Annotated in this window: 11 protein-coding genes; 6 read left to right on the top strand and 5 right to left on the bottom strand. The window is 73.9% G+C overall.

The window, feature by feature from the left end; genetic code table 11:
* Nucleotides 1-106: 106 nt before the first annotated feature.
* On the bottom strand, nucleotides 107-1,441 hold the full coding sequence (locus tag BI06_RS14920; protein ID WP_051741067.1) for an MFS transporter: 1,335 nt from the start codon (nucleotides 1,439-1,441) through the stop codon (nucleotides 107-109).
* 357 nt (nucleotides 1,442-1,798) lie between these two features.
* On the opposite strand from BI06_RS14920, the gene BI06_RS50790 reads away from it, so the two are divergent.
* Nucleotides 1,799-3,427, top strand: coding sequence for a hypothetical protein (locus tag BI06_RS50790; protein WP_158516434.1), 1,629 nt, complete (start codon nucleotides 1,799-1,801; stop codon nucleotides 3,425-3,427).
* A 42-nt stretch (nucleotides 3,428-3,469) separates the two neighbouring features.
* On the opposite strand, the gene BI06_RS14910 is transcribed toward BI06_RS50790, so the two are convergent.
* On the bottom strand, nucleotides 3,470-3,916 hold the full coding sequence (locus BI06_RS14910) for a VOC family protein (RefSeq protein WP_030394934.1): 447 nt from the start codon (nucleotides 3,914-3,916) through the stop codon (nucleotides 3,470-3,472).
* Between the two features lie 350 nt (nucleotides 3,917-4,266).
* On the opposite strand from BI06_RS14910, the gene BI06_RS14905 reads away from it, so the two are divergent.
* Nucleotides 4,267-5,442, top strand: a complete 1,176-nt coding sequence (locus BI06_RS14905) for a hypothetical protein (protein WP_043468548.1) — start codon at nucleotides 4,267-4,269, stop codon at nucleotides 5,440-5,442.
* A gap of 277 nt (nucleotides 5,443-5,719) precedes the next feature.
* Entirely contained in the window at nucleotides 5,720-7,204 is a 1,485-nt protein-coding gene (locus tag BI06_RS14900) for an alkaline phosphatase PhoX (protein ID WP_030394932.1), read from the top strand.
* A gap of 104 nt (nucleotides 7,205-7,308) precedes the next feature.
* Here BI06_RS14900 and BI06_RS14895 read toward each other — a convergent pair whose 3' ends face one another.
* Nucleotides 7,309-8,910, bottom strand: a complete 1,602-nt coding sequence (locus BI06_RS14895; protein WP_043468546.1) for a CdaR family transcriptional regulator — start codon at nucleotides 8,908-8,910, stop codon at nucleotides 7,309-7,311.
* Nucleotides 8,911-9,209: 299 nt separating this feature from the next.
* Between BI06_RS14895 and pruA the strand changes: the two genes are divergently transcribed.
* From pruA to BI06_RS14880, 3 genes are all read left to right on the top strand, one after another.
* Nucleotides 9,210-10,838, top strand: coding sequence for an L-glutamate gamma-semialdehyde dehydrogenase (gene pruA, locus BI06_RS14890; RefSeq protein WP_030394930.1), 1,629 nt, complete (start codon nucleotides 9,210-9,212; stop codon nucleotides 10,836-10,838).
* 150 nt (nucleotides 10,839-10,988) lie between these two features.
* A complete protein-coding gene (locus BI06_RS14885; RefSeq protein ID WP_030394929.1) occupies nucleotides 10,989-11,918 on the top strand; it encodes a proline dehydrogenase family protein in 930 nt (309 codons plus the stop codon).
* Nucleotides 11,919-12,103: 185 nt separating this feature from the next.
* On the top strand, nucleotides 12,104-12,799 hold the full coding sequence (locus BI06_RS14880; protein WP_369826123.1) for an RraA family protein: 696 nt from the start codon (nucleotides 12,104-12,106) through the stop codon (nucleotides 12,797-12,799).
* 25 nt (nucleotides 12,800-12,824) lie between these two features.
* Here BI06_RS14880 and BI06_RS14875 read toward each other — a convergent pair whose 3' ends face one another.
* Together BI06_RS14875 and BI06_RS45480 are read right to left on the bottom strand one after the other, a co-directional pair.
* Complete coding sequence (locus BI06_RS14875; protein WP_043468544.1) at nucleotides 12,825-13,316, bottom strand: GNAT family N-acetyltransferase; 492 nt, start codon at nucleotides 13,314-13,316, stop codon at nucleotides 12,825-12,827.
* Nucleotides 13,317-13,380: 64 nt separating this feature from the next.
* The coding region (locus BI06_RS45480) for a TerD family protein (RefSeq protein ID WP_043468542.1) at nucleotides 13,381-14,085 on the bottom strand (705 nt) is incomplete at its 5' end.

Here is a 14,085-nt window from a genome sequence, read left to right as displayed (position 1 = left end):
GGGGAACGGCGGGAGAACTTCCCAACGAAGCGGACGATGCGCAAAAACGCCGCTGCCCGGGGCTTCGGAGGGAGTCCCGGGCAGCGGCGTTCGGTGTGCGTGGCTGTCAGGCGGGCTGTCGGGGCTTGCGGGCGACGGCGACGGCCAGGGCGGCGCAGAGGGTGGCCGCGAGGATCGCGAAGCCGCTGACGGCGGGGAGGAGGCCGTAGGACTGGACGAGGGCGCCGACGGCGACGATGGGGAGGGAGGAGCCGAGGTAGACGATGACCCAGAGGGAGGAGAGCTCGGAGCCCCTCCGTTCCGGGTTCATCGCGCCGACGGCGGTGGTGAACAGGGAGCGGAAGGCGATGCCCTGGCAGGCGCCGCCGAGGACGCTGCCGATGAAGAGCAGCGCCGGGGTGCCGGTGTACCCGGCGGTGACGACCAGGGCCAAGCCGGCGGCCAGACCGGTCATGCCGAGGGCGATGACCACGCGGTCGGCGGTCGGCGGGACCAGCAGCTGGACGAGTGCCGAGGAGCCGAGCAGGAGGGCCGCGACCACGGCGCCGATCAGCTTGGAGTCGGTGTGCAGCAGTTTGGTGGCGAAGGCCGGGGCCAGGCTGAGGTAGACGCCGAAGACCGCGTAGGAGATGAACCCGGCCGTGGCGGCGAGCAGGAACTCGCGGCGGCCGGTGTGCGGCAGCCGCAGGCGCTGCGGGCGCAGGTGGGCCGGGGTGGTGATCCGGGGCGGGTCGGCCGGCGGGCGGTTGCGGCCGGGCATCCGGGGGTGGACCAGGGCCAGCGGCACGCAGAGCGCGAGGAGGGCGATGGCGTGCAGCAGGAACGGGCTGAGCAGCGGGTCGGAGCCGCCCGCCAGCAGGGCGCCGACCACCGGGCCGAGCGCGACGCCGCCGGCCGAGCACGCCAGGGTGATCTTGGCGGCCAGGGTCGGCCGGTCGGGCAGCAGGTCGCCGAGGGCGGCCCCGGCGGCGCCGGTGGTCAGGCCGACGGCTATGCCCTGGACGGCGCGGCCGGCGGCGAGCTGCCAGAAGCTGCCGGAGGTGGCGAACACGACGTCGCCGACGGCGGACAGCGCCACGGCGGGCAGGATCAGGGCGCGGCGGCCCAGGTGGTCGGACCAGTGGCCGACCACGGCCAGTACCGGGACGAGTGCGAACACGTAGATCGCGAACAGGACGGTGGTGTCCAGCGCGGTCAGGTGCAGCTGTTGCTGGAGCAGCGAGTAGATCGGCGTCGCCAGATTGGCGCCGATGAGCATGAGCAGCAGGGCAGCGCCGACGAGGCCGACGCGGACACCGCGCAGCGCGTTCCAGCGGCTGATCGCGGCGAGCCGGAGCTGGGCGCGGGGCGCGAGCTCCAGGGGAAGCAGGGCCTCCGACAGTCGGCGTCCGTCGAGCTGCGCGGTGCGCAGGCCGGAGCCGGCGGGGGAGAGGTCCGCCATGGCAGGGGTCTCCTGTGGCCGGGCACCACGCGGGTCGGCGGGGTGTGCCGGCGCGCCCGTCCTGGGCGCTGTGGTGGTGGCCTCGGTGCGGGCTCCCTGGTGGTGCAGGTGAGCGAGAGCGGGGCTACGTTGCCCGTCGGTGCGCGCGGGGTTGTGCGCGGTACCGACTTCGAAGGATAAGGGGTGGGCGCGCGCTCGCGGCGCGCGCCCCTTGAGGCCGGGCATCGGGGGTGCCCGGCCTATACGCTGAGGTAGTGGGCCGGTACACGGAGGTGATCTCCGCGGTCCGGCCCGGCTGACCGTTCGGTGCAGCCCGATGGTGCTCGGTGAAGCTCGGTGTAGGGAGAACGCGCAACGATGGCCGCACGACGTCGCAGGAACGCCGGCCCCTCGGCGGCGGGGACCCCGGGCGAGGGCGCGGTGCTGCCCGCCGACCTGGAGCTGCAGGATCTGTACGGCGCGTTCGCCGCGCACGGACTGGACGACGAGGACCTGGACGACGCGGCGGTGCTGGTGCCGCCGGTCCGGCTGCCGGCCGAACCGGAGCTGGCCGCGCTGGCGAAGGCCGTCCCGATGTTCGACTGGGCGCTGCGGCTGTCCCGCTGGGCGGCCCCGCACCGAGCGGTGGACGAGTTCGGCGACCTCACCGCCCCGGACCGGCTCCCGGCCGCCCGGCTGCTCGGCCTCGCCCCCGAGGAGGGGGACGTCCCGGAGGAGGCGGTGGTCGAGGCGATGCGCGCCTGGTCGCTCGCCTGCGACCTGGACCTGGTCGAGATCGGCACCACGGCGGCCGGCGAGCACGTCGCCGTCCCGGGCCCGGACCTGGAGCCGGCCGAGGAGGGCGACCCCGAGACCGTCCTGGAGCTGTGGCTGACGGCCGCCGGGATCGTCCGCGAGCTGGCGGTGGAGGCGGACTCCCAGGAGCTGGAGGGGGAGGACGACGGGGACGCCGAGGCGGAGGCGGACGAGGAGGGCCTCGGCGAGGTCGAGGACGCCAGGGACGAGGCCGCCGAGCTGCTCGACGAGGCGCTGCAGGTGCTCTACGAGACCACGGCCTTCGCCGAGCCGGGCACCGAGACGGTGCCGCTGGGCGTGCTGGCGGCGCTGCTGGTCGTCCCCGAGGGCGAGGAGCCGAGCGACGAGCTGCTGGGCGACATCACCGATGTGATGGTGGCCCTGGACCCGATGCTCGCCGACCTCTCCGAGCTGGGCCTGCTGGACTACCGGCCGATCGACCCGGAGCTCTTCGACGAGGAGGAGGGCGAGGAGGCGGCCGGGGCCGGGGCGGAGGGCGAGCCGGCGGAGCTGGACGAGGCGGAGTCGGCCCGGTTCGGGCTGGTCCGGCTCACCCCGCTCGGCCAGTACGGGATCCGCCAGTGGCTGCTGGAGGACGGCTACGACGCGCCGCTGGTCGGCGATCTGGCCAAGGGGGACGCCGCCGCGCTGCTCCGCGGTGTCAGCGAGGCCGCCAATGTGCTGCCCGAGGAGGAGCTGAAGGTCTGGATCGAAGGTCGGGAGCCGGTGGCGGCGGCGCGCGAGCTGCTGGAGGCGGCGCGCGGCAGCGACGCGTACGCCCCGATGCGGCGGATGCTCTGCCACTCGGCGCTGACCCTGCTCGGCGCGCCCGCCGAACCGGCGGTGCGGGAGGTGCTGGGCGATCCGGAGCTGGGCGGCGGCGCGGCGGCCTGGCTGGTCGCGCTGGGCGCGGTGGACGTGCCCGCGCCGGACCGCGCGACGGCGCTGTGGACGGTCGTCGACGCCTTCGCGGCCCAGCTGCTGGACACCGGCGGCGATCCGGACCAGCTGCGCGAGCTGGTGGCGGAGCTGCCGGTGACGGAGGAGCCGGCGGACTACCTGGGCGAGCTGTGGCGGGTCGACCACCCGTACACGGCGGACGTGCTGGAGGCGGTCGGCGAGATGCACCCGGACCGGGCGGTGGCGAAGGAGGCCCGCAAGGCGGCGTTCAAGGCGCGCTCCAAGGGCTGAGGCCGCAAGCCCCCGCTGGTGCCCGGTACGGCGGGCGGGGGCTCAGCGGGGCAGGTCGAGCGAGCCGTCCTCGGTGAAGGGGAAGAACGGGTTGTGGGCCAGCTCCCAGAGGTGGCCGTCCGGGTCCTCGAAGTAGCCGGAGTAGCCGCCCCAGCCGGTCGGCGCCGGCGGCTTGACCACCACGGCGCCGGCCTCCACGGCCGTCGCCAGCGCGGCGTCGACCAGGGCCGGGGACTCCAGGTTGACCGCGAGGGTGACGCCCCGGAAGGCCGGCTCGCCCGCGGACGGCACGCCCGCGTCGGCGGCCAGCTCGTCGTGCGGGAAGAGGCCGAGCACCGAGTCGGCGGTGCGGAACCAGACGATCTCCGGGCTGGAGGCGGCGGACCGGTGCCAGCCGAGCGCCTCGTAGAAGCGGGCGCTGCGGTCGAGGTCGGTCACGCCGAGGGTGACGATGCTGAGCCGGGCCGGGAAGTCCGTGGTTGCTGTCATGCCGCCAGCGTAGGGAGGGGGACCGACAGCGGCGCCCCGGGCAGGGCTGTCCGGCGGGAACAGGGCGGGACAGGGCGGGACGCGGGCCGAACGAGGGCCGGACGCGCGCCGGACGAGGGCCGGACTAGGCCCTCCGGGGGAGGACGGGGGCGGGACGGTGCCCGGTGGCCGCCCGCCCGGCGGCGGATCGGCCGGGCGCGCAAAGGGCCTGATGACCCGGCAGGTCGGGCCACGTATCGTTGCCGGGGTCTACGGCACGGCGGGAACGGCGAGGACAGGGGGTGCGGCGCGGGATGACGCGGGCGAGCGGAGGCGGTCGGAGCGGTCGGTACGGGGACGGTGCGGGCACGGTGGACCCGTGCGGCCGCCCGGGGGACTGTCCGCGCGAGTGCCGGGTCGGCGACCTGGAGGAGTTCCTCGGCGGTCAGGAGGACCTCGCCCGCCGGACCCTCGCCGCGGCCGACTTCCCGCTGTACGGCGTGGTGCCCGCGGCGGGACCGGGCGGTCCGGTCGCGCTGGTCGCGTTCGGCGGCGGCGCGGATCCCGTTCCCGGCTGGGTCGAGGTCGGCACCGGCGACTGGACCTCGGCGGCCGGCCCCTACGTCACCGTGCGCACCCACCGGCCGGGCGCCGACCGGTACGAGCCGCTGCCCGAGCTGGAGGACGTGGTCGAGGACGAGCGCGACCGGGTCTACGAGCAGCTCGGGGTCGACGAGGGCGACACCCCGGGCCGGGTCAGGGCGCTGCGCGAGTGGATCACCGTCGACGGCCGGGCGCACGCCGTCGAGGTGCACGAGGACCGGCGCGGCCTGTGGTCCGGCGCGCCGCTGCCCGGCTGCTGCCCGATGGGCGGCGGGGAGCCGGTCTGGGCGGGCCGGTTCCGGGTGGACGGGCTGACCGTGACGGTCTGCGGGCGCGGGGTGCCGCCGGGCGGCGTCGAGCTGGCCCGGATCCAGGACCCGGAGAGCTGTCTGCGCGGCCGCACCGAGCTGCTGCGCGAGCTGGCCGCCCGGCGCGGCCGGTGCCTGCCGGTGGAGCGGCGCGAGCTGGCCCCGGTCACCGGACTGGAGGCGCACCGGGAGGTGATCGCGCACGGCATCAGCGAGGCCGCCGCGGTCGAGGCCCGGCTGCGGTCCGGGCGGCCGCCGCGGCCGCTGCGGGGGGCGCGCGCGGAGGCGGGCGCGCTGCGGTGGGAGGCGGCGGTGCGTCAGCAGATGCGGCTCGCCTCGGAGACCAGGCCGGAGGCGGCGGAGGCGGTGGCCGCGATGGTCGAGCAGCTCCGGCGGCTGTCCCAGCTGACCCACTGGGTGGTGGGGACGCCGGAGGGCGACGCCGCGGTGGAGGAGTCGATCCGGTACTCGGTGTTCGCCAGCGAGGTGGCGAGTCTGCCGGCCCAGCTGGCCTGGCAGCGGGTACGGGCCGGGGAGCGGGTGCGGGACGGGGAGCGCGGGGAGCACCACCGGATGGGCGAGCAGCTGTGGCTGGCGGCCTGGGAGCAGTGGCGGGTGGCGCGGGCCGGCCGCTGAGGCGGCCGGGCGGCGGGCCGGTTGAACGGCGGCCCTCCCGGGGGCCGAACGGGGGGTGGCCGGGGCCCGGCCGGTGGTGTGACCTGTGGGTACATGGCAAAAGTTGAGTCATAGGTTCGAATACGGTCGGCAAATGGCCGCTCTGACGCGGTGTCCCCTTTACCGGGTGTTCACCGGGCGGGCGGAGTCTGCTGGGCGTCGACGACCGTTCTCGACACCTCGCACGCCGCGCACCGGGTCCGCCCGGTCGGCTCCCCAGCCTTCAGGAGTGACTGCCATGTCGCTGTCCCGTCGGGACTTCGTCAACCGTTCCACCCTCGTCGGGGCCGGTGTTCTGATCGCCGGCAGCGCGGAGGCCCTGGCCACCGCCCCGGGTGCGATCGCCGCTCCTGCCGGTGGCGAGGCGCCGGCCGCCGAGGCCGCCGAGGCCGAGCGCCTCGCCGTGGGCTACGGCCCGCTGGTCGCCGACACCCAGGGCGGCCTGCTCGCCCTGCCCAAGGGCTTCAAGTACAAGGTCGTGAACCGCGCCGGCGTCACCAAGCTGCGCACCGGTGAGTTCACCCCGAGCAACCACGACGGCACCTCGGCGTTCGAGGACGAGCGCGGCGGCAACCTGCTGGTCGTCAACCACGAGCTGGGTGGCGCCCGCGCCAACTGGCCCAACCCGGTCCCGCTGACCGAGGGCCACGTCTACGACCCGGGCGCGGCCGGCGGCTGCACCATCGTGCACGCCAAGGCCAACGGCACGGTCGAGCAGTGGGTCGGCATCGCCGGCACCGCCACCAACTGCGCCGGTGGCGTCACCCCGTGGGGCACCTGGCTGTCCGGCGAGGAGACCGAGGACAAGGCCGGCAAGAACGGCTTCACCAAGGACCACGGCTACATCTTCGAGGTCGACCCGTTCGACGACGACTACAACCGCGACCCGCAGCCGGTGAAGGCCTTCGGCCGCTACGCCCACGAGGCCGTCGTCGTCGACCCGAAGCGCGGTCACGTCTTCCTGACCGAGGACGCCTCGAACCCCAACGGCCTGCTCTTCCGCTGGACCCCGCCGGCCGGCTTCAAGCACGGTCGCTACCAGCTGCGCAAGCTGGCCGCCGACGCCGGTGTGCTGGAGGCCTTCAAGGTCTTCGACGCCCAGGGCAAGTTCATCGACGACCTGTCCCGCGCCACCAAGGTCGGCACCACCTACGGCGTGGACTGGGTCAAGGTCCAGGACCGCGACGCCAGGACCGTCTCCGTCCGCAAGCAGTTCAAGGACGGCGAGGTCACCCGCGCCCGCAAGCTGGAGGGCATGTGGTGGGGTGACGGCGGCTTCTACTTCGTCTCCAGCTTCGCCCGCTCGGAGAGCCCGCTGCAGCACGACGGCCAGGTCTGGTTCTACAGCCCGGTCCGCCGCACCATCACCCTGAAGGTCCTGCTGGGCGTCAACACCGACGTCTGGGGCGACCACGACAACTTCGACGGCCCGGACAACATCACCGTCTCGCCCTACGGCGGCATCGTGATCGCCGAGGACGGCGAGGGTGTCTCGCACCTGTTCGGCGCCACCGAGGACGGCCTGACCTTCCCGATCGCCCGCAACGAGCTGAACATCGGCACCGCCGAGAAGCCCGAGTTCAGCGAGTTCACCGGCGTCACCTTCTCGGACGACGGCAAGACCCTCTTCGCCAACATCCAGACCCCGGGCATCCAGCTGGCCATCACCGGCCCGTGGCACCGCCTGAACGAGCACAAGCGCGGCCAGGGCTACGGCCAGTGAGCTGACCGCGAGTGAGTGATCGGGGCCCGCTTCGGCGGGCCCCTTTCGCGTGCCCGACGTACGGGCCCCGGGGACGTACGGGCCCGGGACGTACGGGGGTGCCGTCAGGAGTCGGCCGGCAGCCGCAGCTGGAGCATCGCCAGCAGCCGCTGCTGCGGCTGGGCCAGGTCGATCCCGGTCAGCTGCTCGGCCCGGCGGACCCGGTACCGCAGGGTGTTCGGGTGGATGTGCAGGGCGTCCGCCGCGACCCGGACCTCGCCCAGCGCGTCCAGCCAGGCCAGCACCGACTCGGCGAGCCTGGTCCCGTGCCTGCGGTCGTAGGAGGTCAGCGCGGTGAGCCGCGGGTCGCGCAGGCCGTCGCGCTCCTGGAGCAGCGCCAGCACCTCGCTGACCAGCACCTCCGCCTGGACGTCGATCAGCGCCGCGACCTCCAGGTCGACCCCGCCGCGGCCCATCGCGTCCAGGATCCGGTCCGCCTGCGCGCGCGAGTCCGGCACCTGGGCGAGGCCCTCCACGGTCGAACCGAGCGCCGCCCGCAGCCGGACGCCCAGGTGGTCCCTGGCCGCCTCGACCACCTCCTGAGCCCAGCCGCGCACGGTGGCCATCGGCAGGTTCGCGGGCAGGTCGGGCAGCAGCACGTACACCCGGGACTCGATCGGCGCGAGCAGCGCGGCGCGGTGCCGGGCCGCCGTGTGCACCGAGATGAGGCCGGTCACCTCGGCCCGGGTGAGCTGCTCGGTGGTGCCCGCGCTGTACGCCAGCACGGTCGCCGGGCGCCGCACGTCGAGGCCGAGGTGGGTGGCCAGCGACTGCGGGCCGGTGGAGCCCTCCAGCAGGCCGGTGACCAGGGTCCGGGTGAGCCGGACGTCCGCGGACAGCTCCCGGCGGCGGCGCACCAGCTGGGCCGCGGCCACCCGGGCCGCGCCGACCAGCGCCTGCTCGGCGAGCGGCGCGAGCGGCCGGGCGCCCTCCTGCACCCAGATCGTGCCGAGCGGCTGCGCGCCGGTCCTGATGCCGATCGCCAGCCGGCGGCGCAGGCCGAGCTCCGGGTGCGGGTCGACCGCGATCACGGTGTCCGAGGTGCGCAGGTGCTGGAAGACGCCCCACTCGCGGAGCTTTGACAGGTACGGCTCGGGGCCCTGCCAGCCGAGGATGGAGAGCCGGCGCAGGTCGTCGACCTCGTCGGAGTCGGAGGAGCGCGAGTAGGCGAGCACCCGGCTGGAGGTGTCCTCGATCGAGACGATGCCGTTGGTGAGCACGGCGACGGTCTGGGCGAGCGAGAACAGGTCGCCGGCGTTGTGCTCGGGGGAGCCGGGCGCGTCCGGGGTGTCCGGACCGGCGATGATCGCCCGGGCCAGGGAGTCGAGGTGCTCCCAGCGGGTCTCCCGGCGCACCGAGAGCAGCGCCACGCCGGCCTCGGTGGCCGCCTCGCGCAGCGCGTCGGCCTGGCCGGGGGCGTCCAGCTTGACGGCGACCGCGGCGGCCCCGGCCCGGCCGGCCGCGCGCAGGGCCGGGAGGGCGGCCCGGCCGCGGGCGCCGATGGCGAGCACGAGTTCGCCCGGGGCGGCGGTGGGCGGGTCCTCGGGGTCGAGGATGGCCACGTCGCGGACCGGGACGTCGAGGCCCTGCGGGGCGGTCTGGAGCTCGACCAGCGGCTCGCCCAGGGACATCAGCAGCTGCCGGAGCGGGAGGCCGGGGGCGGTCATCGGGCCTCCTCAAAGGTGTCCGACGGGCGGCGGGGGTCGGCCGCCGCCGTGGCCGGTGGCGGGTCGGGAGTGAACCGGGAGTGGGTCCGAGGTGGGTCCGAGGTGGGTCCGGTGTGGCCGGTGGGTGGCCGAAGGGTGGCTTTCGTCCGAATCCTTCATCCGGTCGGACAACGCCGTCCGGATGATTTTAGCCGTCCGGCCAATCAAGCGACCCCTGATGCAGGAATAGCGTTCGTCATGTGGCCGTCGTGCGATCCGCGTCGGCATCCCCCGCAAGGAACGAAGGAGAGCGTGCGCTCATGGATGCTGTGACCCAGGTCCCCGCGCCGGTGAACGAGCCGGTCCACAGCTACGCCCCCGGCAGCCCGGAACGGGCCCGCCTGGAGGCGAAGCTGAAGGAGCTGGGCGGCCAGGAGCCGGTCCAGCTGACCATGACGATCAACGGTGAGCGCCGGATGGGCGGCGGCACCGAGTTCCACGTCGTCCAGCCGCACAACCACGCGGCGAGGCTCGGAACCCTGCGCAACGCCACCCAGGCGGACGCGCAGGAGGCCATCGACACTGCCCTGGCCGCGGCCCCGGCCTGGCAGGCGCTCTCCTTCGACTCCCGCGCCGCGATCTTCCTGCGCGCCGCCGACCTGCTGGCCGGCCCCTGGCGCGAGACCCTGGCCGCCGCCACCATGCTCGGCCAGTCCAAGACCGCGCAGCAAGCCGAGATCGACACCCCCTGCGAGCTGGTCGACTTCCTGCGCTTCAACGTGCACTTCGCCCGCCAGATCATGGCCGAGCAGCCGATCTCCTCGGACGGCGTGTGGAACCGCAGCGACCACCGCCCGCTGGAGGGCTTCGTCTACGCGATCACCCCGTTCAACTTCACCGCCATCGCCGGCAACCTGCCGACCGCGCCGGCGCTGATGGGCAACGTGGTGCTGTGGAAGCCCTCGCCGACCCAGCAGTTCTCCGCGCACCTGCTGATGCAGCTGCTGGAGGCGGCCGGCCTGCCCAAGGGCGTCATCAACATGGTGACCGGCGACGGCCTGGACGTCTCCGCCGTCGCGCTGAAGCACCCGGCGCTGGCCGGCATCCACTTCACCGGCTCCACCGCCACCTTCCAGCACCTGTGGCGCGAGGTCGGCAACAACATCTCCGGCTACCGCACCTACCCGCGGATCGTCGGCGAGACCGGCGGCAAGGACTTCCTGGTCGCCCACCCGTCCGCCGACCGGGCCGTGCTGAAGACCGCCATGACCCGCGGCGCCTTCGAGTTCCAGGGCCAGAAGTGTTCGGCGCTCTCCCGCGCCTACGTCCCGGCCTCGATCTGGGCCGAGCTGAAGGACGACTTCCGCGCCGAGGTCGACGGCCTGACCATGGGCGACGTCACCGACCTGTCGAACTTCATGTCCGCCGTCATCGACGACCGCGCCTTCGCCAAGAACAAGGCCGTGATCGACCGCGCCCAGGCCGACCCGCAGGTCGAGGTCCTGGCCGGCGGCACCTACGACGACAGCGTGGGCTACTTCGTCCGGCCGACCGTGCTGGTCTGCCAGGACCCGGCCTCGGAGTACTTCCGCGACGAGTACTTCGGCCCGGTCCTCGCCGTGTACGTCTACGAGGACGACAAGTACGACGAGATGCTGACCCAGATGGAGTCGGTCTCGGACTACGCCCTGACCGGCGCGATCATCTCCCAGGACCGCGAGGCCGTCCAGCACGCGATGCTCAAGCTGCGCAACGCGGCCGGCAACTTCTACATCAACGACAAGCCGACCGGCGCGGTCGTCGGCCAGCAGCCGTTCGGCGGCGCCCGTGCCTCGGGCACCAACGACAAGGCCGGCGCCAAGCAGAACCTCGCGCGGTGGACCTCGACCCGCTCGGTCAAGGAGACCTTCGTCCCGCCGACGGACTACCGCTACCCGCACATGGGCTGACCGTCCCACCGGGACCCGTACGCGGTCCCCTGACGCCCCCCGGCCCCGCAGCCGGGCGGCGTCCCCACGGGCGGCGGACCGACCACCCCCCTCGGTCCGCCGCCCGTCCCTTTCTGCCACCCCTTGGAAACACCAGCTCCAGGAGTCACGATGCTCCGTTCCGCCCTCCTCGCCGCCTCCCGTTCGGCCCAGGTCCGCACCGTCGTCGAGAAGTTCCCGCCGACCCACGCGATAGTCGAGCGCTTCGTCGCCGGCGAGGCCCTCGACGACGCCGTCACCGCCTGCGACGACCTCGTCGCGACCGGCCGCAAGGTCACCCTGGACCACCTCGGCGAGGACACCCGCGACTCCGCCCAGGCCGCCGGCACCGCCGAGGCCTACGAGCACCTGCTCAAGGCGCTCAAGGAGACCGGCCTGGCCGCCGGCGCCGAGGTCTCGGTCAAGCTCTCGGCCGTCGGCCAGTTCCTCCCGGTGGACGGCGAGAAGATCGCCCTGGAGAACGCCCGCCGCATCTGCGAGGCCGCCGCCGACGCCGGCACCACGGTGACCCTCGACATGGAGGACCACACCACCACCGACTCCACCCTCGCCATCGCCCGCGAGCTGCGCCAGGACTTCCCCTGGCTGGGTGTCGTGCTCCAGGCCTACCTGCGCCGCACCGAGGCCGACTGCCGCGAGTTCTCCGGCCCCGGTTCGCGGGTGCGCCTGTGCAAGGGCGCCTACAAGGAGCCCGAGTCGGTCGCCTTCCAGGGCAAGCACGAGGTTGACCTCGCGTACGTCCGCGCGCTCAAGGTCCTGATGGCCGGCGAGGGCTACCCGATGATCGCCTCGCACGACCCCAACATGATCAAGATCGCCGGCCAGCTGGCCGAGTGGAACGGCCGCAAGCGGGACTCCTTCGAGTACCAGATGCTCTTCGGCATCCGCCCCGAGGAGCAGCTCCGCCTCGCCGCCGAGGGCAACACCATGCGGGTCTACCTCCCGTACGGCGAGGAGTGGTACGGCTACTTCATGCGCCGCCTCGCCGAGCGCCCGGCCAACCTCACCTTCTTCCTGCGCGCCATGGCCACCCGCGGCTGACCCCCGCGGCAACCGCCCGGCCCGGGTCCCCCTTCCGCGATGGGGGGACCCGGGCCGTCGTGCGTCCGGGGGTGCTCCGTGCGGGGGCCGGGCCGGGTGTGGCGGGATTTCACTCGATGGCGGGAGGGGGGATCGGCGTAGGATCTTCGTGCTGGTGAACTCTGGCGTGTGAGCGAGGAGTTGGCATGGTGCTGAAGCGGTTCGCGGAGCTGTCCACGCCGTTGGTGGCGGATGCGTGCATGCGGGTGGGGGTGGGGTTGCGGGTGGCGCCGGCCGGGGTGGTGGGGGTGGTGCCGGGGGGTCGGGTCGCCGGGCGGGTGCTGCCGGTGCGGCACTACGGGAGTGTGGACGTGTTCCTGGAGGCGTACGGCGCGGCCGGGCCGGGGGACGTGCTGGTGATCGACAACGGCGGGCGGACGGACGAGGCGTGCGTCGGGGACCTCGCCGTGCTGGAGGCGCGGGCGGCGGGGATCGCCGGCGTGGTGGTGTGGGGGCTGCACCGGGACACGCCGGAGCTGGTGGAGATCGGGCTGCCGGTGTTCAGCTACGGCAGCCTGCCGCTCGGTCCGCTGCGGCTGGACGCGCGGGAGCCGGAGGCGCTGGCCACGGCGAGGTTCGGGCCGCACCTGGTGAGCGCGGCGGACGCGGTGTTCGCGGACGCGGACGGGGTGCTGTTCGTGCCGGGCGCGCGGCTGGACGAGGTGCTGGAGACGGCGGCCGGGATCGCCAGGACCGAGCGGTCGCAGGCGGAGCGGATCCGCTCCGGGGACACGCTGCGGCGGCAGACGTCGTTCGACGAGTTCCTGGAGCGCCGGGCCGCCGACCCGGGGTACAGCTTCCGGCAGCACCTGCGGCGGGTCGGCGGGGCGATCGAGGAGTAGGCGGAAAGTCCGGGGGAGGGCGGCTTCAGAGCGCCAGGTGCATGACGTGCAGGGCGACGTAGCCGTGCACGGGGTGGTGGAAGGCCTCCGGGACGGTGCCGACGACGGTGAAGCCGAGCGACTCGTAGAGCTTCACCGCGTGCTCGTTGGAGGCGACCACGGCGTTGAACTGGACGGCCCGGTAGCCGGACCGGCGGGCCCAGTCGATGCTGTCGAGGACGAGCGCCCTGCCGATGCCCCGGCCGCCGTGCGCCGGGTCCACCATGTAGCTGGCGCTGGCGACATGGCCGCCGTTGCCCATCTGGTTGCGGTTCGTCTTGGCGGTGCCGAGCACCGCGCCGGTGGCCTCGTCGACGGCGACCACGGTGCGGTGCGGCTCGGGCAGCAGCCACCACTCCCGGCCCTGCTCGAAGCCGAGGTCGAGCGGGTAGGTGAAGGTCTCGCCGGCGGCGACGATGGAGTGGAAGAACGGCCAGATGCCCGGCCAGTCCTCGGTGGTGGCTTCCCTGATCAGCATCCGGACATGATGCGCGGCGGACGGCGGGAGGTCCAGTCGTTTTCTCCCGCCGCCCGACCGGCCGTCAGAGCATCGAGGCGGCCGGCTTGACCATCGCGCGGGCGGTCTTGGCGTCGACGTACTCGCCGATCGCGGTCATCACCCATTCGCCCGAGTACTGGCGGACCAGCTTGCACATCACCACGCCGGTGCGGGCCTCGGAGTGGGTGAGGTCGAAGCGGACCAGCTCCTGGTTCGTGCCCGCGTCGACCAGGCGGCAGTAGGCGTTCTTGACCTCGGTGAACTTCTGGCCGGAGAAGGAGTTCACCACGAACACCAGGCCGCACACCTCCGGCGGCAGGCCGTTGAGGTGGACGGTGATCGACTCGTCGTCACCGCCGCCCTCGCCGGTCAGGTTGTCGCCGGAGTGGGCGATCGCGCCGTTGAAGATGCCCAGCTTCATGAACCAGGCGGTGTCCAGCTTCTCGCGCTTGGCGTCGAAGGCGAGGCAGGAGGCGTCGAGGTCGATGTTGCGGCCGCGGCCGGCGGGCTCCCAGCCGAGACCCATCCGGATCGAGGAGAGGAAGGGCTTGCCGTTCTTCTCCAGCGAGACCGAGCCGCCCTTGGTGAGGCTGACCCGGCCCTTGTCCAGGGTGACCTTGGTGAGGGAGGGCGCGGCGGGTGGGGCCGGGGGCATCGGGGGCGCGCTCTGCGGCATCGGCGGGGCGGAGGCCATGGCGAGCCGGGGGTCGACCGGGCCGGCGGCCGGCGGCGGGGTCGGCGCGGCGGG

It is taken from the genome of Kitasatospora sp. MBT66 (assembly GCF_000710405.2).
Lineage (GTDB): Bacteria > Actinomycetota > Actinomycetes > Streptomycetales > Streptomycetaceae > Kitasatospora > Kitasatospora purpeofusca.
The sequence above is the reverse complement of the archived record's forward strand: the minus strand, read 5'-3'. Positions and strand labels throughout refer to the sequence as shown.

Excerpts from the sequence above, each read along its gene's own strand:
- BI06_RS14920 (WP_051741067.1), bottom strand. The coding sequence starts at position 1,441 with ATGGCGGACCTCTCCCCCGCCGGCTCCGGCCTGCGCACCGCGCAGCTC.
- BI06_RS50790 (WP_158516434.1), top strand. The coding sequence starts at position 1,799 with ATGGCCGCACGACGTCGCAGGAACGCCGGCCCCTCGGCGGCGGGGACC.
- BI06_RS14910 (WP_030394934.1), bottom strand. The coding sequence starts at position 3,916 with ATGACAGCAACCACGGACTTCCCGGCCCGGCTCAGCATCGTCACCCTC.
- BI06_RS14900 (WP_030394932.1), top strand. The coding sequence starts at position 5,720 with ATGTCGCTGTCCCGTCGGGACTTCGTCAACCGTTCCACCCTCGTCGGG.
- BI06_RS14895 (WP_043468546.1), bottom strand. The coding sequence starts at position 8,910 with ATGACCGCCCCCGGCCTCCCGCTCCGGCAGCTGCTGATGTCCCTGGGC.
- pruA (WP_030394930.1), top strand. The coding sequence starts at position 9,210 with ATGGATGCTGTGACCCAGGTCCCCGCGCCGGTGAACGAGCCGGTCCAC.
- BI06_RS14885 (WP_030394929.1), top strand. The coding sequence starts at position 10,989 with ATGCTCCGTTCCGCCCTCCTCGCCGCCTCCCGTTCGGCCCAGGTCCGC.
- BI06_RS14880 (WP_369826123.1), top strand. The coding sequence starts at position 12,104 with ATGGTGCTGAAGCGGTTCGCGGAGCTGTCCACGCCGTTGGTGGCGGAT.
- BI06_RS14875 (WP_043468544.1), bottom strand. The coding sequence starts at position 13,316 with ATGCTGATCAGGGAAGCCACCACCGAGGACTGGCCGGGCATCTGGCCG.